21 protein-coding genes are annotated in these 23515 nt (G+C 60.6%); 13 read left to right on the top strand and 8 right to left on the bottom strand.

The window, feature by feature from the left end; translation table 11 throughout:
* Positions 1 to 100: 100 nt before the first annotated feature.
* Complete coding sequence (locus ICA16_RS25810) at positions 101 to 1198, top strand: polyamine ABC transporter substrate-binding protein (protein WP_210701929.1); 1098 nt, start codon at positions 101 to 103, stop codon at positions 1196 to 1198.
* A gap of 246 nt (positions 1199 to 1444) precedes the next feature.
* On the opposite strand, the gene thpR is transcribed toward ICA16_RS25810, so the two are convergent.
* The gene (gene thpR / locus ICA16_RS25805; RefSeq protein ID WP_210701928.1) at positions 1445 to 1984 is read right to left on the bottom strand and encodes an RNA 2',3'-cyclic phosphodiesterase; all 540 of its coding nucleotides are present in this window, start codon (positions 1982 to 1984) and stop codon (positions 1445 to 1447) included.
* A 107-nt stretch (positions 1985 to 2091) separates the two neighbouring features.
* Here thpR and ICA16_RS25800 point away from each other — a divergent pair, with 107 nt between their 5' ends.
* A complete protein-coding gene (locus tag ICA16_RS25800) occupies positions 2092 to 2286 on the top strand; it encodes a hypothetical protein (protein WP_150605187.1) in 195 nt (64 codons plus the stop codon).
* Between the two features lie 166 nt (positions 2287 to 2452).
* On the opposite strand, the gene ICA16_RS25795 is transcribed toward ICA16_RS25800, so the two are convergent.
* A complete protein-coding gene (locus ICA16_RS25795) occupies positions 2453 to 2806 on the bottom strand; it encodes a DUF1428 domain-containing protein (protein ID WP_042558747.1) in 354 nt (117 codons plus the stop codon).
* A 2-nt stretch (positions 2807 to 2808) separates the two neighbouring features.
* Complete coding sequence (locus ICA16_RS25790) at positions 2809 to 3891, bottom strand: hypothetical protein (RefSeq protein ID WP_210701927.1); 1083 nt, start codon at positions 3889 to 3891, stop codon at positions 2809 to 2811.
* A 300-nt stretch (positions 3892 to 4191) separates the two neighbouring features.
* Here ICA16_RS25790 and ICA16_RS25785 point away from each other — a divergent pair, with 300 nt between their 5' ends.
* Entirely contained in the window at positions 4192 to 4467 is a 276-nt protein-coding gene (locus ICA16_RS25785; RefSeq protein WP_150618141.1) for a hypothetical protein, read from the top strand.
* Between the two features lie 57 nt (positions 4468 to 4524).
* Here ICA16_RS25785 and ICA16_RS25780 read toward each other — a convergent pair whose 3' ends face one another.
* On the bottom strand, positions 4525 to 4731 hold the full coding sequence (locus ICA16_RS25780; RefSeq protein WP_210555132.1) for a hypothetical protein: 207 nt from the start codon (positions 4729 to 4731) through the stop codon (positions 4525 to 4527).
* 243 nt (positions 4732 to 4974) lie between these two features.
* Between ICA16_RS25780 and ICA16_RS25775 the strand changes: the two genes are divergently transcribed.
* The 4 genes from ICA16_RS25775 (at position 4975) to paoC (ending at position 10795) form a co-directional block, all read left to right on the top strand.
* The gene (locus ICA16_RS25775; protein WP_210555254.1) at positions 4975 to 6729 is read left to right on the top strand and encodes an L-lactate permease; all 1755 of its coding nucleotides are present in this window, start codon (positions 4975 to 4977) and stop codon (positions 6727 to 6729) included.
* Positions 6730 to 6975: 246 nt separating this feature from the next.
* Positions 6976 to 7650, top strand: coding sequence for an aldehyde dehydrogenase iron-sulfur subunit PaoA (gene paoA / locus ICA16_RS25770; RefSeq protein ID WP_150605190.1), 675 nt, complete (start codon positions 6976 to 6978; stop codon positions 7648 to 7650).
* Positions 7647 to 8600, top strand: coding sequence for an FAD binding domain-containing protein (locus tag ICA16_RS25765; protein WP_150618139.1), 954 nt, complete (start codon positions 7647 to 7649; stop codon positions 8598 to 8600). Before paoA ends, ICA16_RS25765 begins: the two co-directional genes overlap by 4 nt.
* Positions 8597 to 10795 carry an aldehyde oxidoreductase molybdenum-binding subunit PaoC gene (gene paoC, locus ICA16_RS25760; protein ID WP_210701926.1) on the top strand — a complete coding sequence of 733 codons (2199 nt, stop codon included), beginning with the start codon at positions 8597 to 8599 and terminating at the stop codon, positions 10793 to 10795. The genes ICA16_RS25765 and paoC overlap by 4 nt, the downstream gene beginning before the upstream one ends.
* A gap of 198 nt (positions 10796 to 10993) precedes the next feature.
* On the opposite strand, the gene ICA16_RS25755 is transcribed toward paoC, so the two are convergent.
* On the bottom strand, positions 10994 to 11470 hold the full coding sequence (locus ICA16_RS25755) for a (R)-mandelonitrile lyase (RefSeq protein ID WP_150604609.1): 477 nt from the start codon (positions 11468 to 11470) through the stop codon (positions 10994 to 10996).
* A 214-nt stretch (positions 11471 to 11684) separates the two neighbouring features.
* Here ICA16_RS25755 and ICA16_RS25750 point away from each other — a divergent pair, with 214 nt between their 5' ends.
* Positions 11685 to 12584: a LysR family transcriptional regulator gene (locus ICA16_RS25750; RefSeq protein WP_150604608.1), complete on the top strand. Its 900-nt coding sequence runs from the start codon at positions 11685 to 11687 to the stop codon at positions 12582 to 12584.
* Here ICA16_RS25750 and ICA16_RS25745 read toward each other — a convergent pair.
* Positions 12581 to 13525, bottom strand: a complete 945-nt coding sequence (locus tag ICA16_RS25745) for an aldo/keto reductase (protein WP_210701925.1) — start codon at positions 13523 to 13525, stop codon at positions 12581 to 12583. The two genes, ICA16_RS25750 and ICA16_RS25745, sit on opposite strands and share 4 nt — an antisense overlap.
* Before the next feature lie 112 nt (positions 13526 to 13637).
* Between ICA16_RS25745 and ICA16_RS25740 the strand changes: the two genes are divergently transcribed.
* Both ICA16_RS25740 and ICA16_RS25735 read left to right on the top strand, forming a co-directional pair.
* Positions 13638 to 14408, top strand: a complete 771-nt coding sequence (locus ICA16_RS25740) for an alpha/beta hydrolase (protein ID WP_210701924.1) — start codon at positions 13638 to 13640, stop codon at positions 14406 to 14408.
* Between the two features lie 231 nt (positions 14409 to 14639).
* On the top strand, positions 14640 to 15506 hold the full coding sequence (locus ICA16_RS25735; RefSeq protein WP_210555127.1) for a CAP domain-containing protein: 867 nt from the start codon (positions 14640 to 14642) through the stop codon (positions 15504 to 15506).
* Positions 15507 to 15652: 146 nt separating this feature from the next.
* Here ICA16_RS25735 and ICA16_RS25730 read toward each other — a convergent pair whose 3' ends face one another.
* Complete coding sequence (locus ICA16_RS25730; protein ID WP_210701923.1) at positions 15653 to 16936, bottom strand: Zn-dependent hydrolase; 1284 nt, start codon at positions 16934 to 16936, stop codon at positions 15653 to 15655.
* A 173-nt stretch (positions 16937 to 17109) separates the two neighbouring features.
* Positions 17110 to 18594 carry an NCS1 family nucleobase:cation symporter-1 gene (locus ICA16_RS25725; protein WP_210701922.1) on the bottom strand — a complete coding sequence of 495 codons (1485 nt, stop codon included), beginning with the start codon at positions 18592 to 18594 and terminating at the stop codon, positions 17110 to 17112.
* Between the two features lie 624 nt (positions 18595 to 19218).
* On the opposite strand from ICA16_RS25725, the gene hydA reads away from it, so the two are divergent.
* The 3 genes from hydA to preA all read left to right on the top strand — a co-directional run bounded on the left by hydA (position 19219) and on the right by preA (position 23456).
* The gene (gene hydA / locus ICA16_RS25720; protein ID WP_210701921.1) at positions 19219 to 20658 is read left to right on the top strand and encodes a dihydropyrimidinase; all 1440 of its coding nucleotides are present in this window, start codon (positions 19219 to 19221) and stop codon (positions 20656 to 20658) included.
* Between the two features lie 155 nt (positions 20659 to 20813).
* Entirely contained in the window at positions 20814 to 22181 is a 1368-nt protein-coding gene (locus ICA16_RS25715; protein WP_210701920.1) for an NAD(P)-dependent oxidoreductase, read from the top strand.
* On the top strand, positions 22182 to 23456 hold the full coding sequence (gene preA / locus ICA16_RS25710; protein WP_210701919.1) for an NAD-dependent dihydropyrimidine dehydrogenase subunit PreA: 1275 nt from the start codon (positions 22182 to 22184) through the stop codon (positions 23454 to 23456).
* The last annotated feature ends 59 nt before the right edge of the window (positions 23457 to 23515 follow it).

The raw sequence follows: 23515 nt of genomic DNA, 5'->3' as shown, positions 1-23515 counted from the left end.
AAGATCAAAAGATCGCAGCGTGCCGCAGCTCCTACAAGAGTCGAGTTAGTTGTTCGGTTTTTGTGTTGTGTTTTTGAATAAAAAAAATGGAGTTGTACCGATGAAAATGTTTGGCAGGACTCTGCTGACACTGTCCTTAATGGGCGCAATCGTCATGGGCGCCCAGGCCAACGACAAAGTGCTGCGTGTTTACAACTGGTCCGATTACATCGCGCCGGACACCGTCAAGAAGTTCGAAGACGAGACCGGTATCCGCGTGACCTACGACGTCTTCGACAGCAACGAAACCCTCGAGGCGCGTTTGCTGGCGGGCAAATCCGGCTATGACCTCGTCGTGCCGTCCAACAGTTTTCTGGCCAAGCAGATCAAGGCTGGCGTCTATCAGCCGCTGGATAAATCGAAGCTGCCCAACTGGAAGAATCTCAACCCGGTGCTGCTGAAAAATGCTGCCGCCAGTGATCCGGATAACGCTCACGCGTTCCCGTACATGTGGGGCTCGATCGGCATCGGTTTCAACCCGGCCAAGGTCAAGGAAGTACTCGGCGCTGATGCCCCGACCAACTCCTGGGACTTGCTATTCAAACCGGAAAATGCGGAAAAGCTGAAGGCCTGTGGCATCAGTTTCCTCGACTCGCCGACCGAAATGATCCCGGCCGCCCTGCACTACCTGGGTTACCCGGTGAACGACAAGGACAAGGCGCACATCATGGAAGCCGAAGCGCTGTTCATGAAGATCCGCCCGTACGTGGCGTACTTCCATTCCTCGAAGTACATCTCGGACCTGGCCAACGGCAACATCTGCGTGGCGGTCGGCTACTCCGGGGACGTCCTGCAGGCCAAGGCCCGCGCGATGGAATCGGGCAACAAGGTGAAGATCGACTACAGCATTCCCAAGGAAGGCGCCGGCAGTTTCTACGACATGGTCGCCATCCCGCGTGATGCGGCGAACGTCGACAACGCGTATCTGTTCATGGACTTTTTGATGCGTCCGGACATCATCGCCGAGATCACCAACAGCAACGGCTACAGCAACGCCAACTCGGCGGCGACGCCATTGGTCGACGAAGCGATCCGCAACGACCCGGGCTCGTACCCCTCGCAAGCGGTGATGGCGACGCTGTATGCGGTGCCGGATCAGCCGATCGCGACCCAGCGGATCATGACCCGCGGCTGGACCCGAGTGAAACTCGGCAAGTAACCCACTACCGAATGTAGGAGCTGCCGAAGGTTCGGGCCGCGATCGGACGATCTTTTGATCTTGAAAGCCCAAAGGCAAAAGATCGCAGCCTTCGGCTCCTACAGTGGAATTGTGTGTGGTTTGAGAATTATTGGTTTCCCGTTCACGCAGTGCCTTACCACCGCTGCACCCTGCATATGAACGGCCTCACCTGGCTCCCTCGGCTCAGGTGAATTTCAGGCGCCCTCGGGCGCCTTTTTTTGTGGCTCAGGTCAGTGGCCAATCCTGCAAAATCCGATAGCGACCCTTGTGCGATTCGAACAACGCAAAGCGCTCGGCACGCAGGAAAAACTCTGGCGGCGCGGCCGATTCCGGCTCCGGCGCGCGGTAGTCACGGGCCAGGGTCAGGTGCGGGCGAAACTCGTGGGCAGTCTCTTCAAAACCGAATGGCAACATGGCCTGTTCAAGTGCATAGACCAATCGCAGCAACGACTGCGGTGCCTGCTCCGGCGCCAACGACAAGACCCCGGCGCGATGCCAGACCTGCAAGCGATCCAGTGAAATCTGCAACCTCTCCCCCGGTGTACGTACTTTGCCAGCGGCTTCACAGACTTCGCCGATCTGCGCTAACGGCACGGCGCCGAGAAACAGCAGCGTCAGATGAAAGTTGTCTGCCGGCACTGGCTTGCCGGTTCTGAGGCCCAACTCCGCGCGCCACTGGGCTATTGCCTTGCGCTGCGCCGGCGGGCAGTCGAGCGCGAAGAACAATCGTTTGGAGGGTTCATCCCTGTACGCGTCATCGGTCATGGCCGGGCTCCTTCGCTCCTCGTGATCGGCGTGATTCTACACAGCCTGATCTGACGACTCGCGACACCGGGCTATAGTTCAAGGATTGCCATCGACCGGAGGCCGCCATGCGCGAGATCCTCAGCAAAGAACCGTGGTGGGCCCGACCACCGAATCCCGGGCAAGATGAAACCGAGCTGGAATGGGGCTGGCTGGTGCATTACAGCGAAGGTGAGCCGCGTTTTGAATTCGTCCGCGAACGCCCGACGGACGAACAGATCCGCAACCGCAAAGGCTGCCGGATCACCCCCTCCGCAGAGTGACCCCAAGCCCCGCCCTCCATGTAGGAGCTGTCGAGTGAAACGAGGCGGCGATCTTTTGATCTTGTTTTTTAGGGCAAGATCAAAAGATCGCAGCCTTCGGCAGCTCCTACAGGGATCTGCGGTGTATTCACCATAGATGCCATCACACAGGGGAATCGTGTGGGGTTCAGGGTTCGATCAGGTACTGGAAGCCGCCGAAGATCATCCGCTGTCCATCAAACGGCATCGGGTTGACGTCCGGTTGCATGCGCGGGTCTTCCATCATTTTCGCCATGCCGGTATCGCGAGTGGCTTTGTCCGGCCAGATCAGCCAGCCGGACGCGACGGTTTCACCTTCCTTGAGTTTTACCGCCATCGGGAACGACGTGAGCTTGCCGTCCGGGACATCATCACCCCAGCATTCAGCGACGCTCAGGGCGCCGTATTCCTTGAAGATCACTGCTGCGATTTCAGCGTGCTTTTTGTACTGCTCGCGATTGGCAGTCGGGACCGGCGCTACAAAAATATCGATGTAAGCCATGATCATTCTCCTGGTACGTTGGGTTCGATCTGCTGGGTAGTCGATTCCGGCGGATTCCATTCGACACGATTCGCCCCAAACCCGACCGACGGCTCTTCACTCGCGCCCAGATTGCGCTCCACCTGCCCGGCCATGTGCAGCGTGCCGGCCATCACGCCAGTGGTCGGGTTCTGCACCAGTTTCAGCCAGGCCTTATCGAAGGTGTTGCCCAGGCTGCTGCGGATCAGCGCCTCACTGTCGGGCCGGTCGTTGGCCTGGAGGATCGCGCGGATGCCCATCACGCCGACGGAAATCATCGCCCCGGCCAGTTTGCCCGCCGCTGCTGCCACCGCACTGGCGGCACCGCGCGGGGCCATTTCCGCCTCCATTCGCTGGCTCGCACGCTTGGCTACCGGGGCCATGCCGGCATCCGTCGAACCAATGCCTTTGGCGCCGCCGTCGGTGTGAATCTTGTCGATCAGTGCCGCGTAAGCCGGCAGTGTGGTCAACGGTTCGGTGCTGATGACTTTGTACAACGAGGCATCCCGCGCCGGCGGTGGTCCGAGGGCAATGGCGGGGATCTTCTGCAAACGACCGTTGAGCTGGGCAACCGGCACGCGGTGGCGCTGTGCGATGAGCGGCATCTGCCGAGCCATCAGCTCTGCATAGAACGCCGTGGCCTGGCCGAGGATCGCGTCCGGATCAACCTCCACCGCGACCGGCGCAAGCACCCTTTTCTGATACTGATCAAGCAGATACGTCGCCAAGCGCTTGGCCGAAGCATCCTGCTCGCCACCGGCACTGATCGTGTACCAACTGACCTTCATCGACAGCCATTCCTGGGTCCAGTAGCTGCTGAACCACGGGATGAAATTTTCTTCAGTTTGCTGATAGACGCGAGTGCGCCAATGTTCCATCGAACCCCGGGCGAACAACTTGACCTGCTCGGTGGCTTGTTGCGAGGCGCTGACGATTTCTTGGTCGATCTGTCGCCAGGTCGCGGGCGACACCACGACGGCTGGAGCAGCAGTCACCGGAGCCCGGGGCGACGTGGTGCAACCGGCCAGCAGAAACAGTGCGGCGACGACCAGCGCACGCAGGTTCACGGTGGGGGTGTCCTTTTGAGGAGGGAGCACATTTGAGTATAGGTGGGTCAGTCAGCGGTGTTGCTGGATGTTCCGGCCTCATCGCTGGCAAGCCAGCTCCCACAGGTTTCGCGTCGTTCCTGAATTTGTGTTCACCGAAGATCACTGTGGGAGCTGGCTTGCCAGCGATGGGGCCAGCCAAAGCGCCGCAAAACTCGACCATCAATGCCGTCGATATTCACCATCGCCACGATCACCTTCCGTCTGCCGCCCACGAAGGGCACGATTGCCACATCCGAACCGCAACGAGGAGTTCACATCATGATTCACACCATCGCACTCTCCGTGAGTTTTCCGGTGTTCGGCAGCAACTACTACGACCAGCAAGTTGTGTCGCACAAGGCACAATCACTGGTATTCAACGAAGATTTCGAAGATCTGCTGATGCCCGCCGCGACCAATCATTTCAGTAATGAAGTGGTCGGCATCAACGATCAGTTCCGCTTTCTGAGCGACATCCTCGCCACCCATTTGCTGGATCTCGAGGCCTCTGTGCCTGCGCGTTCCCGCGTCCAGGCGAGCGCTCGTTTTATTTGATGACCGAGGGCTAATGAACGAGGGCGTTCCTTTGCGGGAACGCCCTCTTGTGTTCAATCAATCATCATCCCGATCGCGGTGATAGCGACGGCCATCGCGGCGGTCGTCATCGCGGTCATCCCAGCGCCGATCATTGTCGTAATGGCGCCCATGGTCGCGGTCGTAATGCCGGCCGTGGCGGTGGTCATTATCAAAATCCGCCACACAGCCGCCGAGCAATACGGCGGCGGTAACGGTCAGCAGCATCGTTGTAGCGCGCTTCATTCAACACTTCCCTAAAACCAAGGTCTTGACGACGGAATCGGCCACGCTGCCCTCGCCTTCAGGACGCGGTGCGCGCAGCCGTCAATACGACCGGGTAAAACAGCGATGATTCAGTGGCCACTAATGACCGTTTATCGCCTCGCCCGCCCATCCCGAACGACGGCGAAATGCCACCTATACTGCTTGCAGCCCAACCCCATGCAATGGATCTGCACCCTCAATAACAACAAGCAGAGGTGGACCATGGTCTGGCAGCAAATCTACGACCCGTTCGGCAATCCGGTGATTTCCACGCTCATGGCCGCCGTCCCGGTGGTGGTGATGCTGGCGGCGCTAGCGTTCTTTCACGTCAAGGCGCATCTGGCGGCGCTGCTGGCGCTGGCATCGGCGCTGCTGATCTCGATCTTCGCGTTCGGCATGCCCGCCTCCATGGCCGGGTCGGCGGCACTGTTCGGCGCCGCCAATGGCTTGCTGCCAATCGGCTGGATCGTGCTCAACATCATCTTTCTGCATCGCCTGACCACCGAGAACGGTTCGTTCAAAGTGCTGCAGGATTCGCTGGCGCGGATCACCGATGATCGCCGCTTGCAGCTGTTGCTGATCGCTTTTTGCTTCGGTGCTTTCTTCGAAGGTGCGGCAGGTTTCGGTACACCGGTGGCGGTAACCGGGGCGATCCTCATCGGCCTCGGTTTTTCGCCATTGGCCGCGTCTGGCCTGGCACTGATCGCCAACACGGCACCGGTAGCTTTTGGCGCACTCGGTACACCGATCATCACACTCGCCAAAGTCACCGGTCTGGATGAGATGGAGCTGTCGATGATGGTCGGTCGGCAACTGCCATTCTTCTCGGTGCTGGTGCCGTTCTGGCTGATCTGGGCGTTCGCCGGATGGCGCAAGATGCTCGAGGTCTGGCCAGCGATTCTGGTCGCGGGCGTCAGCTTCGCCGTGCCGCAGTTTCTGGTATCGAACTACCACGGCCCGATGCTGGTGGACGTGATCGCCGCGCTGATTTCCATGGCCAGCCTGACGCTGTTCCTGAAGGTCTGGAAACCGGCGACCATTCACACCTCGGCGGCGCTATCGGGCAGGGTCGACAACTCCAAAGTCGATGAAGAAAAAGTCACCGCCAGCGCCGCGTTCAGCGATCAGGCGCGCCCGGCCGTGATGCGCGCGTGGATGCCGTGGTTCATTCTCACCGTGTTCGTGTTTGCCTGGGGCACGCAGGGCTTCAAAAATCTGTTTGACACCCGGCCGGCGATTGATCCGGTCACACAATCGGCCAAGCTCGATCCGCAAGGCAAGCCGATGCGCGAGGCCAACCCGATCTTCGCCCCGGCCATCGTGTTCACGACGCTGCATCAACAAGTCGAGAAAGTGCCACCCGTGGTGCCGACGCCAAAAACCGAAGAGGCAGTCTACAAGTTCACCTGGCTGACCAGCACCGGCAGCGGAATTTTGCTGGCGGCGATCGTCGGCGGTTTGCTGATGGGCTATTCGATCCCGCAGCTGATCAAGCAATACCTGCGCACGCTGTGGGTGGTGCGTTTTTCGCTGATCACCATCGCGGCGATGCTGGCGCTGGGGTTTCTCACGCGCTACTCGGGCCTGGACGCAACCATGGGCCTGGCGTTCGCGGCGACGGGGATTTTCTACCCGATGTTCGGCACCCTGCTCGGCTGGCTAGGGGTGGCGTTGACCGGTTCCGACACCGCGTCCAACGTGCTGTTCGGCGGACTGCAACGGGTGACGGCGGAACAGCTCGGCATCAGCCCGGTACTGATGGCGGCGGCCAACAGCTCCGGTGGGGTCATGGGCAAAATGGTCGATGCGCAGTCGATTGTGGTCGCCTCGACCGCGACCCGTTGGTATGGGCATGAGGGCGAGATTCTGCGTTACGTGTTCTTCCACTCGATTGTGCTGGCGATTCTGGTGGGTGGGCTGGTGACGTTGCAGGCCTACGTTTCACCATTCACCCACATGGTCGTCGGCGGGAACTAAACGCCCCCCGTGTGTAGGAGCTGCCGAAGGCTCGGGCCGCGATCGGACGATCTTTTGATCTTGCTTTTGATCTTAAAAGCGCAAAATCAAAAGATCGCAGCCTTCGGCAGCTCCTACAGGGGATTTTGCGTATCTGGCGATTCATGAGCTGAGCAAATAACTCTATAGCGAAAATCCGCAAAAACCTTTTCCTCTCTCCAGCGGTCACTCCTAGAACGAGACTGGCAAACATGCCGGCAAGCCCCTATGGGCCATTCACAGCCCTGCCGCCTGATTGAGAGAAAAAGGAATCGAACCATGCCGATTTCCCGACGTAAATTTTTGATTCTCGGCGCCGTGACCGCAACGGCGTTCGCGATGCCGCCATTCATCAGCCTCAAGGCCTACGCCGCCAACCTGGAGCAACCGGCCATGAACAAAGTGACCCTTCAAGTCAACGGCAAACCCCAGTCCCTTGAAGTCGACAACCGCACCACCCTGCTCGACGCGCTGCGTGAACACCTGCACCTGACCGGCAGCAAAAAAGGCTGCGACCACGGCCAGTGCGGTGCGTGCACGGTGATCGCCGATGGTCGGCGGATCAACTCATGCCTGACATTGGCGGTGATGCACGAAGGCAGTGAGATCACCACGATCGAAGGCCTCGGCATGCCGGACAACCTTCACCCGATGCAAGCCGCGTTCATCAAGCACGATGGCTATCAATGTGGTTACTGCACGCCGGGGCAGATCTGCTCGGCAGTCGCGGTTATCAAGGAAATCCGCGACGGCATTCCCAGCCACGTCAGCCCCAGCCTGACCGAGTCGCCAAAGCTGATTGCTTCCGAATTCCAGGAGCGCATGAGCGGCAATATCTGCCGCTGCGGCGCCTACTCGAACATCATCGAAGCCATCACTGAAGTCGCGGAGGTGCCGGCATGAGACCGTTCAATTACACACGCGCCGACTCCCCCGCCGCCGCTGCACAAGCGGCGCAGATCGAGGGCGCGAAGTTCATCGCCGGCGGCACCAACCTGCTCGACCTGATGAAACTCGACATCGAAACCCCGCTGCACCTGATCGACGTCAATCACCTGGGCCTGGACACGATCGAAGCCACACCCGAGGGCGGTTTGCGCATCGGCGCGCTGGTGCGCAACACCGATCTGGCGGCCGACGCCCGGGTCAGGAAAGACTATGCACTGCTGTCCCGCGCCTTGCTCGCCGGCGCTTCCGGCCAGTTGCGCAACATGGCGACCACCGCCGGCAACCTGTTGCAACGCACCCGCTGCCCGTACTTCTACGACACAAATCAGGCCTGCAACAAACGCAATCCTGGCAGTGGCTGTTCGGCAATTGGCGGGGTCACCCGGCAACTGGGGATCATCGGCGTCAGTGATGCCTGCATCGCCACGCACCCGAGTGACATGGCGATTGCCATGCGCGCGCTCGATGCGCAGATTGAAACGGTGAAACCCGATGGCAGCACCCGCAGCATCGCCATGGCGGATTTTCATCTGTTGCCGGGCAACACGCCGAATATCGAAACCAGCCTCGGCGCCGGCGAATTCATCACGGCCGTGACCTTGCCTGCACCGGTGGGCGGCACCCACATCTATCACAAGGTGCGTGATCGCTCGTCGTACGCGTTTGCTCTGGTGTCCGTCGGTTTGATCCTGCAAAAGGACGGCAGCGGTCGCGTCGCAGTCGGCGGTATTGCGCCGAAACCGTGGCGAGTGGAAGCGGCTGACGCATTGCTGCCCAAGGGTGCAAAAGCCGTCAGCGAACGCCTGCTCGACGGCGCAACGCCGAGCCACGACAACCAATTCAAACTGACTCTGGTCGAGCGCACGCTCGGTTCGGTGTTGGCGCAAGCGAGGGAAGAAGCATGAAATTCGACACGCCCGCCACGACCAATCCGATTGATCAATTGAAGGTGATCGGCAAGCCGACCGATCGCATCGAAGGCAAGCTGAAAACCTGCGGCCAGGCGCCTTACGCTTACGAACAGCATGAAGCCGTGGCCAATCAGGCCTACGGTTTCATGGTCGGTTCGGCCATCGCCAAGGGTCGCATCAGCCACATTGATCTCGCCGACGCAAAAGCTGCGCCCGGCGTGTTGGCCATCGTCACCGCCGACAATGCCGGCAAGCTTGGCAAGGGCCAGTACAACGCCGCGCACTTGTTGGCCGGGCCCGAGGTTCAGCACTATCACCAGGCCGTTGCACTGGTGGTTGCCGAGACCTTCGAGCAGGCCCGCGCCGCCGCACAATTGGTCAAGGTCGATTACGTCGCGAGCAAAGGCGAGTTCGATCTGGCCAGCGTGCGTGACAAAGGCGTCGAGCAGAAAGAAGAAATGCCCGACGTCACCCACGGCGATTTCGCGACCGCTTTCGCCGGCGCCCCGGTGCAATTCGACCAGACCTACACCACCCCCGACCAGTCCCACGCGATGATGGAACCCCACGCGACGCTGGCCGCGTGGAAAGACGATCAACTGACGCTGTGGACGTCGAATCAAATGATCGCCTGGAGCGTCGGCGACATCGCCGAAACCCTCGGTCTGCCCAAGGAAAAAGTCCGCTTGATCTCGCCTTACATCGGCGGCGGTTTCGGCGGCAAACTGTTTATTCGCGCCGACGCGATCCTCGCGGCCCTCGGTGCGCGCATGGCCGGCAGACCGGTGAAAGTCGCCCTCGCCCGCCCGCAGGTCGCCAACAACACCACGCATCGCCCCGCCACCATCCAGCGCATCCGCATGGGCGCCACGGCGGCCGGCAAGCTCACCGCCATCGCGCATGAAGGCTGGTCGGGCAATCTCGCGGAGGGCAAGGTTGAAGTCGCAGCGCAGCCGAGTCAGTTGCTGTACGCGGCGCAAAATCGTCTGGTGACCATGCGTCTGGCACCGCTGGATCTGCCTGAGGGCAACGCCATGCGTGCACCCGGCGAAGCGCCGGGATTGATGGCACTGGAAATCGCCATGGACGAAATGGCCGAACAGCTCAAACTTGATCCCGTGCAGTTCCGCATTCTCAACGACACTCAGGTTGATCCGGTGAAAACCGAGCGTCCGTTCTCGCAACGACGTTTGATCGAATGCCTGCAGACCAGCGCCGAAAAATTCGGCTGGGACAAGCGCAACGCCAAACCGGGCAGCCGTCGCGAAGGTCGCTGGCTGATCGGCATGGGCGTCGGCGCAGCGATCCGCAACAACCTGTTGATGAAGTCCGGCGCGCGGGTGCGGCTGGAGCGTGACGGCAAGATCACTGTAGAAACCGACATGACCGATATCGGCACCGGCAGCTACACGATCATTGCGCAGACGGCTGCGGAAATGATGGGCGTAGGCATTGACGATGTCGTGGTGCGGCTGGGCGATTCAAATTTCCCGGTGTCGGCGGGTTCCGGCGGCCAGTTTGGCGGCAATTGCTCGACTGCCGGCGTGTATGCCGCGTGCGTGAAATTGCGTGAGGCGATCGCCGGAAAATTGGGCATGGCGGCAGATCAGGCGGAGTTTGTTGACGGTCAGGTGCGGGTCGGCGGCAAAAGTGTGGCGCTGCGTGATGCTGCGAAAAATGGTGAGGTGGTGGCTGAAGACAGCATCGAATTCGCCGACCTCGAAAAGCAGTATCAGCAATCGACATTTGGCGCGCACTTCGTCGAAGTAGCGGTGGATGCGGCGACGGGCGAGGTCCGCGTGCGGCGTATGCTCGCGGTGTGCGCGGCCGGGCGGATTCTCAATCCGAAAGCGGCGCGCAGTCAGGTGATCGGCGCGATGACCATGGGCGTTGGCGCGGCGTTGATGGAGGAATTGGCGGTCGATAAAAAACTCGGTTTCTTCGTCAACCATGATCTGGCCGGATACGAAGTGCCGGTGCATGCCGACATCCCGCATCAGGAGGTGATTTTCCTTGATGAAACAGACCCGATTTCCTCGCCCATGAAGGCCAAGGGTGTCGGTGAGTTGGGGATTTGCGGGGTGAGTGCGGCGGTGGCCAACGCGATCTACAACGCCACCGGAGCAAGGGTGCGCGAGTATCCGATCACGCTGGACAAGATTCTCGATTCGTTGCCGGCGATGATCTGAAGACCTGAAGAGCCCCTCACCCTAACCCTCTCCCACTGGGAGAGGGGACCGATTCGGGGATGTTCGAGAGGTACGCCGACTTGAACGTTCAGTTGTGAATCCATAATCGACATCGTTGTTTCAGGTCGATGCATAGTGCCAGACACCTCGGTCGGCCCCCTCTCCCTCCGGGAGAGGGCTGGGGTGAGGGTCATCGGGTCACTCGGTGCGCGGATAGTGCGCCTCACTCACCTGCTCCATCCACTCCACCACACTGCCGTCCAACACTTCAGCAATGGCGATATGCGTCATCGCCGTCGTCGGTGCTGCGCCATGCCAATGCTTGGCCCCCGGTGCGATCCACACCGTGTCGCCGGGCCGAATCGCGCGAATCGGCTGGCCCCATTCCTGCACAAAACCTGAACCGGCAGTAACAATCAGCGTCTGACCCAACGGATGGGTGTGCCACGCCGTGCGTGCGCCGGGTTCAAAGGTCACCGTGGCGCCACTGACTCGGGCCTCGTCGGTGCCCTTGAACGGCGCATCGACGCGCACCGTGCCGACAAACCAGTCACTCGGCCCCTTGGCCGAAGGTTGCGAACCGTTGGGAGTTACGGTCACACGCGCGGGTTCATTGGCCTGAACATCGCCAGCGAGCAAGGAAAGAGTCAGCGCAGAGGCAGCAATCGGGTTCATGACATTCTCCAGAAAAATGATTCAATCCCCCTGTAGGAGCTGCCGAAGGCTCGGGCCGCGATCGGACGATCTTTTGATCTTGACCCGCAGGAAAGCAAGATCAAAAGATCGCAGCCTGCGCCAGCGCCTACACGAGACGTGCGTTCACTTTACCGGGCCGTACTGTTTAGATAATCGACTAGAATCTGAAAAAACTTATGCAGGAAACTGATCAATGCTTCGTGAAAACGCCAGCGACCTGCTCGCCTTCCTCGCCGTAGCGCGCGAGCGCAGTTTCACCAAAGCCGCGGCCAAGCTCGGCGTCTCGCAGTCGGCGCTCAGCCATACCATTCGCGCACTCGAAGCACGCCTCGGCTTGCGCCTGCTGACCCGCACCACCCGCAGCGTCTCCCCCACCGAGGCCGGCGAACATCTGCTGCAAACCGTGGGCCCGCGCTTCGAAGAGATCGAGCAGGAACTCGCCGCCCTGAGCAACCTGCGCGACACCCCGGCCGGCAAGATTCGCATCAGCGCCACCGACCATTCGCTGGACTGGCTGCTGCGCCCGGTGCTCAAGACATTCCTGCCGCAATACCCGGACATTTCCGTTGAGATCTGCTGCGATTACGGTTTCGTCGATATCGCAGGCCAGGGTTTCGATGCCGGCGTGCGTTTGGGTGAAGACGTGGCGCAAGGCATGATCGCCACGCGCATCGGCCCGGACATGCGCATGGCCGTCGTCGGTTCGCCGGCCTACTTTGCCACTCGTTCAGCGCCAAATACCCCACGCGATCTGACCGAGCACGCCTGCAACAACCTGCGCCTGCCTACTAACGGCGGGCTGTACACCTGGGAATTCGAAAAGGACGGCGAAAGCCTGAACGTGCGGGTGTCCGGGCAAATCACACTGAACGGCGTCTACCCGTTGCTCGATGCCGCACTGGATGGCTTCGGCTTGAGTTACATCCCGGAAAATCTCGTCGCGCAACATCTGGCCGAGGGTCGTCTGGTGCAAGTCCTGGAAGACTGGTGCCCGACGTTTGCCGGTTATCACCTCTACTACCCGAGCCGGCGGCAGGCGGCACCGGCGTTTGCGTTGTTGCTGGAGGCGTTGCGGTTTCGCGGTGAAAACTAACTCACCAACGCAATCAACTGATGCCGCTGCGCATCGGTGAGCATCGGCCCGAACCCGGCCTTGACGTTATCCGCCATGTAGCGCGGATTACCGGTACCGGGAATCACGCAAGTGACCGCGGGGTGCGCCAGCAAAAACTTCAGCGCCAGTTGCGGCCAACTGTTGACCTGCACGTCCGACACCCAGGCTGGCAGGGGTTGGCCCTTGAGCCGGGCAAGTAAGCCACCGCCACCAAACGGCCGATTGCAGATCACTGCCACCCCACGCTCGCGACACAGCGGCAGGATGCGTTTTTCCACGCCACGGTCATCGAGGGCGTAGTTGATTTGCAGGAAGTCCAGTTGCTCGGCTTTCAGCACCGCTTCGACTTCGTCATAAGCGGACGACGTGTAGTGAGTGATGCCGATGTAGCGAATGCGTCCCTGCGCCTTCCATTCGCGCAGGGTTGGCAGGTGAGTTTGCCAGTCGAGCAGATTGTGAATCTGCATCAGGTCGATACGCTCGGTACGCAACAGACTGAACGACTGCTCCATCTGCGCGATGCCTTCCTCACGTCCCCTCGTCCACACCTTGGTCGCCAAAAATGCCAGCGAGCGCGGTTCGTGGATCGACAGCAGTTCACCGGTCGTTTCTTCGGCGCGGCCATACATGGGCGAGCTGTCGACCACCGTGCCACCCTTGGCGAACAGTTCGTCGAGGACCGCCGGCAGTTGCCGATAGGCCGGATCGCCCGGCGCGACGTCGAAGCCGCGATAGGTGCCCAGACCCACCATGGGCAGGGACTCGGAGCTGGATGGGATGGCACGGGTCTGCATGGCTTGGCCTCCGGGAGCGGCGGACGACGTGGCATTGGCCAACGCCCGATCAAAGGTGAACACCGCCGAAACGCCGGCAGCCAGCGTGAGCAATCGGCGACGAGAGTAACCCTCAGTGTGGCTCATGCTGGTTCCCCTGCTGCGTGGATCTGTTGCACGTTGTGTGCGCAGGCTGCCGCCTGCCAGCGCTGGACTACACTGCGACAGCGAACCTGCCCACCCCGTTAAAAGTAGCCGAATGTCCCGAACCCTGATGTCACTCGTCGCATTGATTGTCGCCGCGTACCTGGTGCTGTGCGCGGCGCTGTTCGTTTTTCAGCGCTCGCTGATCTATTTCCCGCAGCACGGCGCCGTCGATTCGCTGGATTCGCGGCTGAAACTGTCGATGCCGGACGCGGATATCTGGGTCACCACCCGCGAACGCGTCGGCCCGCGTGCGTTGATCTATTTCGGCGGCAATGCCGAGGACGTGTCGCGCAACTTGCCGGAGTTCGCTGAAGCATTTCCCGAGTACGCGTTGTACCTGCTCAATTACCGAGGCTTCGCCGGCAGCGGTGGTTCGCCATCCGAAGAGGCGATTGCCGAAGATGCCTTGGCACTGTTCGATCAGGTGTATGCCAGCCATGCGCAGATTGCTGTGGTTGGACGCAGTCTGGGCTCGGGTGTCGCCGTTCGCCTGGCCAGTCAACGTCCGGTGCAGCAGTTGATTCTGGTCACGCCCTACAACAGCCTCGAAGAAATCGCCACGCGGCAATATCCATGGGTGCCGGTGAAGTGGCTGCTCAAGGATCGCTTCGAGTCAGGCAAGTACGCCGCGCATATCCGCGTGCCGACGTTGTTGCTGGCGGCAAGTGATGACGAGGTGATTCCCCGCGCCAGCACCGAGCGACTGCTGGACAGTTTCCCCAAAGGTGTTGCACTGCTCAAGGTTGTGCCGGCTTCGGGGCACAACTCGATTTCCGAGCGGGGGGAGTATTTGCAGTGGATGGGGGATGTGTTGAATCGCTGACTCCATCGCACGGTAATCCTGTAGGAGCTGCGGCACGCTGCGATCTTTTGATCTTGATCTTTAAAAGATCGCAGCCTCGTTTCACTCGACAGCTCCTACAGGGTTTGTCGGGGCAATTGCACGCGAAGGGGGCGGTCCGCTGAACCAAGTGGCAAAAACCCAGTCCTAGTCGCGCCGTTTTCTGCGGCCAACCCACCTCTAGCGCTGTACTTCTTCAGAGCTGTTCGCCCCATGCGCCACGCCGTCCGTTCGTCTCGCTTCGTTTCGCTGTGCCTGCTGATCTTTTCCCCCCTGCTCGCCGAGTCCGCCCACGCCGGTGCGGAGCAGCGACTGCTGGCTGCCATCAATGACTACCGCGCCCACCCGCAACGTTGCGATCGCCGCTCCGCGCAACGCATGGCGCCGTTGGCCTTGAAGTCAAACCTGGCACTACCGGTCGGTCATCGTTACGGCGGTGGCTTGCGCGATGCGTTGAAGTCGTCTGGTTACTCGGCGGTGACAGTGCGCAGCATCCGCATTGTCGGCGCGCAGGATGCCGAAGAAGCTTTCGACAGGCTGCAAAGCGACTACTGCGGTGCGTTGCTGGACGCTCAGTACGCCGACATCGGCATCAGCCGTGCGCTCAGTGAATGGCAAGTGGTCTTGGCACGACCGGTACTCGACAGCCGTGTCGGCGATAATCGTAGCGTCGGTAAAGCCCTGTTGGCCGAGGTCAATGCCGCCCGCGCCCGGCCACGACTGTGCGGGCGCCAGCGTTTCGCTGCGGCGCGGCCGTTGAGCTGGAATGCCGCGCTCGGCGCTGCCGCACAAGGCCACAGTAAAGCCATGGCCTACGGCAACTATTTCGCCCACCGCGATCCGGACGGCGACCAGCCAGCTGATCGCGCTCGGGCGGCGGGCTATCGGGGTCGGCAGATCGGCGAAAATATCGCGGCCGGGCAGAGTTCTCCGGGCAAGGCGATGGCGGGATGGCTGGCCAGCCCCGGGCACTGCGCTAACTTGATGAACCCGATATTTACTCAGGTCGGCGCGGGGTTTGCCAGTGAGGCGCGCAGCGATGAGGGGACTTACTGGACGATGCTGTTTGGCGCGCCGTGATCGTCGCCGAGCAAATTGGCGGCACATCAGTTATGGATGCTGATAAACCCAGTTTCAAAAGCTCCTTGCGCAGAATCGAAGGCAGCGCCCACACAGGATTCGTATCTCCCGTGTAGGAGCTGCCGCAGGCTGCGATCTTTTGATCTTCAAGCCGCGCGTTGTCCCCCCGCCACCATTGCCGAAGCCGCCAGCATCGCCCGCAACAACACCGCACACCCTGCTGCCAGATCGTCCGGTGCGGCATTCTCGATTTCGTTGTGGCTGATGCCCCCTTCGCACGGCACGAAGATCATCCCGGCAGGCCCCAGCTCGGCGAGGAAAATCGCGTCGTGGCCGGCGCCGCTGACGATGTCCATATTCGACAAGCCCAGACCATTGGCGGCACTGCGCACGGCGTCGACGCAGCCTTTTTCAAAGTACAGGGGCGGGAAATCCGCTGTTGGGGTCAGTTCATAGGTCAGGCCATGTTCTTCGCAGGTGGCCTCGATGACTTGCTTCACCTCGGCGATCATCGAGTCCAGGCGCGCCGGTTCCAGATGGCGGAAGTCCAGCGTCATGCGCACCTCACCGGGGATGACGTTGCGCGACCCCGGATAGGCTTGCAGGCAACCGACCGTGCCGCAGGCGTGGGGTTGATGGCCGAGGGCGGCGCGGTTGACGGCGCCGACGATGACCGAGGCGCCGACCAATGCGTCCTTGCGCAGGTGCATCGGGGTTGGGCCGGCGTGGGCTTCGACACCGCGCAGCTTGAGGTCGAACCACTTCTGCCCCAGCGCGCCAAGCACCACGCCGATGGTTTTATGTTCGTCTTCCAGAATCGGACCTTGTTCGATGTGCGCCTCGAAATAGGCGCCGACCTTGTGCCCGCTGACTTTGCGCGGTCCGGCATAGCCGATCGCATTCAGCGCTTGGCCAACGGTGACGCCATCGGCATCGACTTTGGCGAGGGTTTCTTCGAGGGTGAATTTTTCCGCGAACACGCCAGATCCCATCATGCACGGCGCGAAACGCGAGCCTTCTTCGTTGGTCCAGACCACCACTTCCAGCGGCGCTTCGGTTTCCACGCCGAGGTCGTTGAGCGTTCGCAACACTTCGACCCCGGCGAGTACACCGAAGCAGCCGTCGAACTTGCCGCCGGTGGGTTGCGTGTCGATATGGCTGCCGGTCATCACCGGCGGCAGGCTCGGATTGCGCCCCGGGCGACGGGCGAAGATGTTGCCGACTTCATCGACCGTGACGCTGCATCCGGCGTCCTTGCACCACTGCACAAACAGGTCGCGGGCCTGCCGGTCGAGGTCAGTCAGGGCCAGGCGACAGACACCGCCCTTGACCGTGGCGCCGAGCTTGGCCAGTTCCATCAGCGACGCCCACAAGCGGTCGCGGTTGATGTGCTGATGGGTCGATTGTAGAACGTCTACAGCTGCGTTCATGGGGATCTCCTCAGGCTGCTTTTCTTATGGATATTGCTGTGGTGTTTGTGAGACCGCCATCGCTGGCAAGCCAGCTCCCACAGAGATCAAGTCGTACACAAAATAGGTGTTCACTCAAATACCTGTGGGAGCTGCGGTGCGACGATTCGACTTGCCAGCGATGGGGCCCTCCCTCACACCGCCGATTTCACGCCGGAAGGCTGCGCACGCATCACGCACAACCCGTAATAAATGATTCCTCCCAACGCCGATCCGGTGAACCAGCCGTAGCTGTAAAACCAGCTGAACGCATCGCTGCCCAGCGACAGCAAGGTCAGCACCACCGGCACACCAAACGCGACGAACCCGGCCCAGTTCCACGCCGGATAGACGTCGTCGCGGTACAACCCGGCCAGGTCCAGTTGTTGTTTCTTGATCAGGAAATAGTCCACCACCATGATCCCGGCGATGGGCCCGAGCAGGCTGGAGTAGCCCAGCAGCCAGTTCGAATACACGGTTTCGAGGCTGACGTCGGAGACGATCAGACCGAGTTTTTTCAACAGTTCATGGGCCATCAACACCAGCCCCACCAGCCCGGTCAGCAGCACCGCTTTGGTACGGTTGATGACCTTCGGCGCGATGTTCTGAAAGTCGTTGGTTGGCGAGACGATGTTGGCAGCGGTGTTGGTCGACAAGGTCGCGATGATGATCAACGCCATCGCCAGCGCGACCCATACCGGGCTCTGGATGTGGCCGATGAGGGTGACCGGATCGGAGACGGTCACACCGACCAGTTTCACCGACGCCGCCGTCATGATCACGCCGAGGGAGGCGAACAGGAACATGGTCAGCGGCAGGCCAATGATCTGCCCGACAATCTGATCCTTCTGGCTCTTGGCGTAACGGCTGAAGTCGGGAATGTTCAGCGACAGCGTGGCCCAGAAGCCGACCATCGCGGTGAGCCCGGCGGCGAAGTAACTGACCACGCTCGCACCTTCAGGGCGTTTCGGCGGGATCGCCAGCAGCTCGGTCATCGACACATTGGGCATCGCCCACACCAGCAGGCCGATACCGACCGCGACCAGCAGCGGCGCGGACAAGGTTTCCAGCCACTTGATCGACTCGGCACCGCGGATCACCACCCACAGGTTGAGTGCCCAGAACACCATGAAACCAATCACTTCGCCGGTGCCGCCAAGGGATTTCCAGCCCTCGAACACCGAACCGAGAAACAGGTGAATGGCCAATCCGCCAAACATCGTCTGAATGCCGAACCAGCCGCACGCCACCAGCGCCCGGATCAGGCACGGTACGTTGGAACCGAGAATGCCGAACGAGGAGCGCAGCAATACCGGAAACGGAATGCCGTACTTGGTGCCGGGAAAAGCATTCAGCGTCAGCGGAATCAGCACGATGACGTTGGCGAACAGAATCGCCAACAACGCTTCACCGACGCTCAGGCCGAAATACGCCGTGAGCACGCCGCCCAGGGTGTAGGTCGGCACGCAGATCGCCATGCCTACCCACAATGCGGTGATGTGCCATTTGTTCCAGGTTCGTTCGCGCACCTTGGTCGGTGCCATATCGTGGTTGTAACGGGGACTGTCGAGGACGTCGCTGCCGGCTTCAAGCTCAAACAAGCCGTCGCGCTCGGTCACTTGCGATCTGATCTGTTGCATGGCCGCTCCACTGTTCTTCTGATTATTTTTTTGCTCATCAGGCGGCTGGCGCATGGGGCGCGAGCCGGACGATGGCCGGAGGAACTGACAACTTTCATGCACCGGCCATGGTGTCAGCGGCGGCATCAATAAACGTGCCGGGTGTTCCGCTCAGCGCTCGGGCCGTGCATTAAACGCATTGCAACTTTCTGATATTGCTCGATTTTAATTATTCACTGGGTGAGCCTTCGGAAGCTTGTCTGGGCGCTCAGGCTAAACGCCTGGCAAGTTGTCCGAACAGACAGGACTCAAACTGGTGCACTGCACTTTTTTTGTTTGTGAGCGATCAACCGCAGCTCAACTTCAAGCGGCTGATTTCACATAAGAAATCTTGACCATATTTCCATCCTGTCAAGTGCGTCAAAATGGTGAGCGGGCTCACCATTTTGGTGATTTATAGTTTTTATCGTTATTTTTCAATTACTTAAATCAGATATAAGCTTATAAAAAATAATCTTGATCTATTGCAAAACTGAGACTAGTTTCTATTCCTGACAGCGCTGACAGGAATACGCCCTTCACCGCTGTACATCAATAAAACATTTAGAACCGGCACAAGTCGGTCATGCCTGCGAGGAACTCGGAATGTCTCTGTTGATCCGTGGCGCCACCGTTGTTACCCATGATGAAAGTTATCGCGCCGACGTCTATTGCGCTGACGGCGTGATTAAAGCCATCGGTGAAAGCCTTGATGTTCCCGCCAGCGCCGAAGTGCTCGACGGCAGCGGTCAATACCTGATGCCCGGTGGCATCGATCCACACACTCATATGCAACTCCCGTTCATGGGCACCGTGGCCAGCGAGGACTTCTTCAGCGGCACCGCTGCGGGTCTGGCCGGCGGCACCACGTCGATCATCGATTTCGTGATTCCCAATCCGCAGCAGTCGTTGATGGAGGCGTTTCATCAGTGGCGTGGCTGGGCGGAAAAATCGGCTTCGGACTACGGCTTCCATGTCGCGATCACCTGGTGGAGCGAGCAGGTACGCGAGGAAATGGCCGAGCTCGTCAGCCATCACGGAATCAACAGCTTCAAACATTTCATGGCCTACAAAAACGCGATCATGGCCGCCGACGACACGCTGGTGGCGAGCTTCGAGCGCTGTCTGGAACTCGGCGCGGTGCCGACTGTGCACGCGGAAAACGGCGAGCTGGTTTATCACCTGCAACGCAAATTGATGGCCCAGGGCATCACCGGGCCGGAAGCGCATCCGCTGTCGCGTCCTTCGCAGGTTGAAGGCGAAGCCGCGAGCCGGGCCATTCGCATTGCCGAAACAATCGGCACGCCGCTGTATCTGGTGCATGTCTCAACCAAAGAAGCCCTCGACGAAATCACCTATGCGCGCAGCAAGGGCCAACCGGTTTACGGCGAGGTTCTGGCCGGCCATCTATTGCTGGATGACAGTGTCTATCAGCACCCGGATTGGCAGACCGCCGCCGGTTACGTGATGAGTCCGCCGTTTCGTCCACGCGGCCATCAGGAAGCGCTGTGGCAGGGTCTGCAAAACGGCAATCTGCACACCACCGCCACTGACCACTGCTGTTTCTGCGCCGAGCAAAAAGCCGCCGGGCGCGACGATTTCAGCAAGATCCCCAACGGCACGGCAGGCATCGAAGACCGCATGGCGCTGTTGTGGGATGAAGGGGTGAATACCGGGCGTTTTTCGATGCAGGATTTTGTCGCGCTGACCTCCACCAACACCGCGAAGATCTTCAATCTATACCCACGCAAAGGCGCGATTCGCGTCGGCGCCGATGCCGATCTGGTGCTGTGGGATCCGCAAGGCACGCGGACCATTTCCGCCAAGACCCACCATCAGCAGGTGGACTTCAACATCTTCGAAGGCAAGACCGTGCGCGGTGTGCCGAGCCATACCGTCAGCCAGGGCCGGGTGGTCTGGGCCGATGGCGACTTGCGCGCCGAGCGTGGTGCCGGGCGGTACATCGAACGGCCGGCGTATCCGGCGGTGTTTGATTTGCTGAGCAAGCGGGCCGAGCAACATAAGCCAGTTGCTGTGAAACGCTGAAAGCGGCCTTCGGCCTATCGCTGGCAAGCCAGCTCCCACAAGGTTATGTGAGCACCATAGATCCCTGTGGGAGCTGGCTTGCCAGCGATGAGGCCATCCCGAACGCCACAAAAACCAATGCCCGTCAGAGGCAGCAAACCGTGAGGCAAAAAACCGTGATCGAGACCCTGAACCATCTCCCCCACCCGCACGAAAGCGCGGCCGCCCTCGCCGGTCATTTCACCGATCTGGCGCCGCCGCTCAATGCTCGGCAAGCCCATCTGGAAGCATCGCGTTGCCTGTATTGCTACGACGCGCCGTGCGTCAATGCGTGCCCGAGCGAGATCGATATTCCCTCGTTCATCCGCAACATCCATCAGGACAACGTGCCCGGTGCCGCGCAGAAAATCCTTTCGGCGAACATCCTCGGCGGCAGTTGTGCACGGGTCTGTCCGACCGAAATCCTCTGCCAGCAAGCCTGCGTGCGCAACAACGCTCAGGAATGCGCGCCAGTGTTGATCGGCTTGTTGCAACGCTACGCCGTGGACAACGCGCACTTCACCGAACATCCGTTCCAGCGCGCCACGGCCACCGGCAAGCGCATCGCGGTGGTTGGCGCCGGGCCGGCGGGTTTGTCCTGCGCCCATCGCAGCGCCATGCACGGTCACGATGTGGTGATTTTCGAAGCGCGGGAAAAGGCCGGCGGGCTCAATGAATACGGGATCGCCAAGTACAAACTGGTCGACGATTACGCGCAGAAGGAACTGGATTTCCTCCTGCAAATCGGCGGCATCGAAATCCGCCATGGGCAAAAACTCGGTGAGAATCTGACCCTCAGTGAATTGCATCAACAGTTCGACGCGGTGTTCCTTGGCCTCGGCCTCAACGCCAGCAAACAACTTGGCCTGGCCCACGAAGAAGCCCCCGGCGTGCTCGCGGCCACCGATTACATCCGCGAACTGCGTCAGGCCGATGACCTGACGCAACTGCCGCTGGCCGAGCGCTGCATCGTCCTTGGCGCCGGCAATACCGCAATCGACATGGCGGTGCAAATGGCGCGTCTTGGTGCTCGGGATGTGAATCTGGTGTATCGCCGTGGTGCGGCGGACATGGGCGCTACCGGCCACGAACAAGACATCGCCAAAGCCAATCAGGTGCGCCTGCTGACCTGGGCGCAACCGGAAGAGGTGCTGCTCGATGATCAGGGCCGCGTGCGCGGCATGCGTTTCGCCCGCACGGATTTGGTCGATGGTCGTCTGCAAACCACCGGGGAAACCTTCGAACTGGCGGCCGATGCGATCTTCAAAGCCATCGGTCAGTCCTTCGACGGCAGCGCCCTCGCCGACCCGATGGCCCGCGAACTCAAGCGTCGGGGCGAACGTATCGAGGTCGATGAAAACCTGCGCACCAGCATTCCCGGCGTGTATGCCGGTGGCGACTGCACCAGCCTCGATCAGGATCTGACGGTGCAAGCGGTGCAACACGGCAAGCTCGCCGCCGAGGCGATCAATGCTCAACTGATGCTTAACGTGGAGGCTGCGTAAATGGCCGATCTCTCGATAGTCTTCGCCGGCATCAAAGCCCCTAACCCATTCTGGCTGGCCTCCGCGCCGCCGACCGACAAAGCCTACAACGTGGTCCGCGCCTTCGAGGCGGGTTGGGGCGGCGTGGTCTGGAAAACCTTGGGTGAGGACCCGGCGGCGGTCAACGTGTCGTCGCGTTACTCGGCGCACTACGGCAACAACCGCGAAGTGCTGGGCATCAACAACATCGAGTTGATCACCGACCGCTCGCTGGAGATCAACCTGCGCGAAATCACCCAGGTGAAAAAGGACTGGCCGGACCGCGCGCTGATCGTATCGCTGATGGTGCCGTGCGAAGAGGAATCGTGGAAACACATCCTGCCACTGGTGGAAGCCACCGGGGCCGACGGCATCGAACTCAACTTCGGCTGCCCCCACGGCATGCCCGAGCGCGGCATGGGTGCGGCGGTCGGTCAGGTGCCCGAGTACGTCGAACAAGTGACGCGCTGGTGCAAGACTTACTGCTCGCTACCGGTGATAGTCAAGCTGACGCCAAACATCACCGACATCCGCGTCGCCGCCCGCGCGGCGCATCGCGGTGGCGCGGATGCGGTGTCGCTGATCAACACCATCAACTCGATCACCAGCGTCGATCTGGAACACATGGTCGCCCTGCCCACCGTCGGCAGCAAAAGCACCCACGGCGGTTACTGCGGCTCGGCGGTGAAACCGATTGCGCTGAACATGGTGGCGGAAATTGCCCGCGATCCACTGACCCAGGGTTTGCCGATCTGCGGCATCGGCGGCATCGGCAGTTGGCGTGATGCCGCGGAGTTCATGGCGCTGGGCAGCGGCGCGGTGCAGGTGTGCACGGCGGCGATGCTGCATGGCTTTCGGATTGTCGAGGAGATGAAGGATGGGCTGTCGCGATGGATGGACAGTCAGGGTTACGCCAGCATTGCCGAGTTTTCCGGGCGTGCGGTGGGCAACACCACGGACTGGAAGTACCTGGACATCAACTATCAGGTGATTGCGAAGATCGACCAGGCGGCGTGCATTGGTTGCGGGCGTTGCCACATTGCTTGCGAGGACACTTCACATCAGGCGATCAGCAGTGTTCGCGAGGCCGATGGCACGCATAAATATGAAGTGATCGATGATGAGTGCGTGGGCTGCAATCTTTGCCAGATAACCTGCCCGGTAGCGGACTGCATCGAGATGGTGCCGATGGAGACGGGCAAGCCGTTTCTGGACTGGAATCATGATCCGAGGAATCCGTATCACGTTGCGGTCTGATTCAAGATCAAAAGATCGCAGCCTTCGGCAGCTCCTACACAATCTCTGTAGGCGCTGCC

Source organism: Pseudomonas anatoliensis, from assembly GCF_017976235.1.
Lineage (GTDB): Bacteria > Pseudomonadota > Gammaproteobacteria > Pseudomonadales > Pseudomonadaceae > Aquipseudomonas > Aquipseudomonas anatoliensis.
This window is presented reverse-complemented; position numbering and strand designations above follow the sequence as displayed.

Bases quoted from the DNA above. Each gene is read 5' to 3' on its own strand.
- ICA16_RS25810 (WP_210701929.1), top strand. From the start codon at position 101: ATGAAAATGTTTGGCAGGACTCTGCTGACACTGTCCTTAATGGGCGCA.
- thpR (WP_210701928.1), bottom strand. From the start codon at position 1,984: ATGACCGATGACGCGTACAGGGATGAACCCTCCAAACGATTGTTCTTC.
- ICA16_RS25800 (WP_150605187.1), top strand. From the start codon at position 2,092: ATGCGCGAGATCCTCAGCAAAGAACCGTGGTGGGCCCGACCACCGAAT.
- ICA16_RS25795 (WP_042558747.1), bottom strand. From the start codon at position 2,806: ATGGCTTACATCGATATTTTTGTAGCGCCGGTCCCGACTGCCAATCGC.
- ICA16_RS25785 (WP_150618141.1), top strand. From the start codon at position 4,192: ATGATTCACACCATCGCACTCTCCGTGAGTTTTCCGGTGTTCGGCAGC.
- ICA16_RS25780 (WP_210555132.1), bottom strand. From the start codon at position 4,731: ATGAAGCGCGCTACAACGATGCTGCTGACCGTTACCGCCGCCGTATTG.
- ICA16_RS25775 (WP_210555254.1), top strand. From the start codon at position 4,975: ATGGTCTGGCAGCAAATCTACGACCCGTTCGGCAATCCGGTGATTTCC.
- paoA (WP_150605190.1), top strand. From the start codon at position 6,976: ATGGGCCATTCACAGCCCTGCCGCCTGATTGAGAGAAAAAGGAATCGA.
- ICA16_RS25765 (WP_150618139.1), top strand. From the start codon at position 7,647: ATGAGACCGTTCAATTACACACGCGCCGACTCCCCCGCCGCCGCTGCA.
- paoC (WP_210701926.1), top strand. From the start codon at position 8,597: ATGAAATTCGACACGCCCGCCACGACCAATCCGATTGATCAATTGAAG.
- ICA16_RS25755 (WP_150604609.1), bottom strand. From the start codon at position 11,470: ATGAACCCGATTGCTGCCTCTGCGCTGACTCTTTCCTTGCTCGCTGGC.
- ICA16_RS25750 (WP_150604608.1), top strand. From the start codon at position 11,685: ATGCTTCGTGAAAACGCCAGCGACCTGCTCGCCTTCCTCGCCGTAGCG.
- ICA16_RS25745 (WP_210701925.1), bottom strand. From the start codon at position 13,525: ATGAGCCACACTGAGGGTTACTCTCGTCGCCGATTGCTCACGCTGGCT.
- ICA16_RS25740 (WP_210701924.1), top strand. From the start codon at position 13,638: ATGTCCCGAACCCTGATGTCACTCGTCGCATTGATTGTCGCCGCGTAC.
- ICA16_RS25735 (WP_210555127.1), top strand. From the start codon at position 14,640: ATGCGCCACGCCGTCCGTTCGTCTCGCTTCGTTTCGCTGTGCCTGCTG.
- ICA16_RS25730 (WP_210701923.1), bottom strand. From the start codon at position 16,936: ATGAACGCAGCTGTAGACGTTCTACAATCGACCCATCAGCACATCAAC.
- ICA16_RS25725 (WP_210701922.1), bottom strand. From the start codon at position 18,594: ATGCAACAGATCAGATCGCAAGTGACCGAGCGCGACGGCTTGTTTGAG.
- hydA (WP_210701921.1), top strand. From the start codon at position 19,219: ATGTCTCTGTTGATCCGTGGCGCCACCGTTGTTACCCATGATGAAAGT.
- preA (WP_210701919.1), top strand. From the start codon at position 22,182: ATGGCCGATCTCTCGATAGTCTTCGCCGGCATCAAAGCCCCTAACCCA.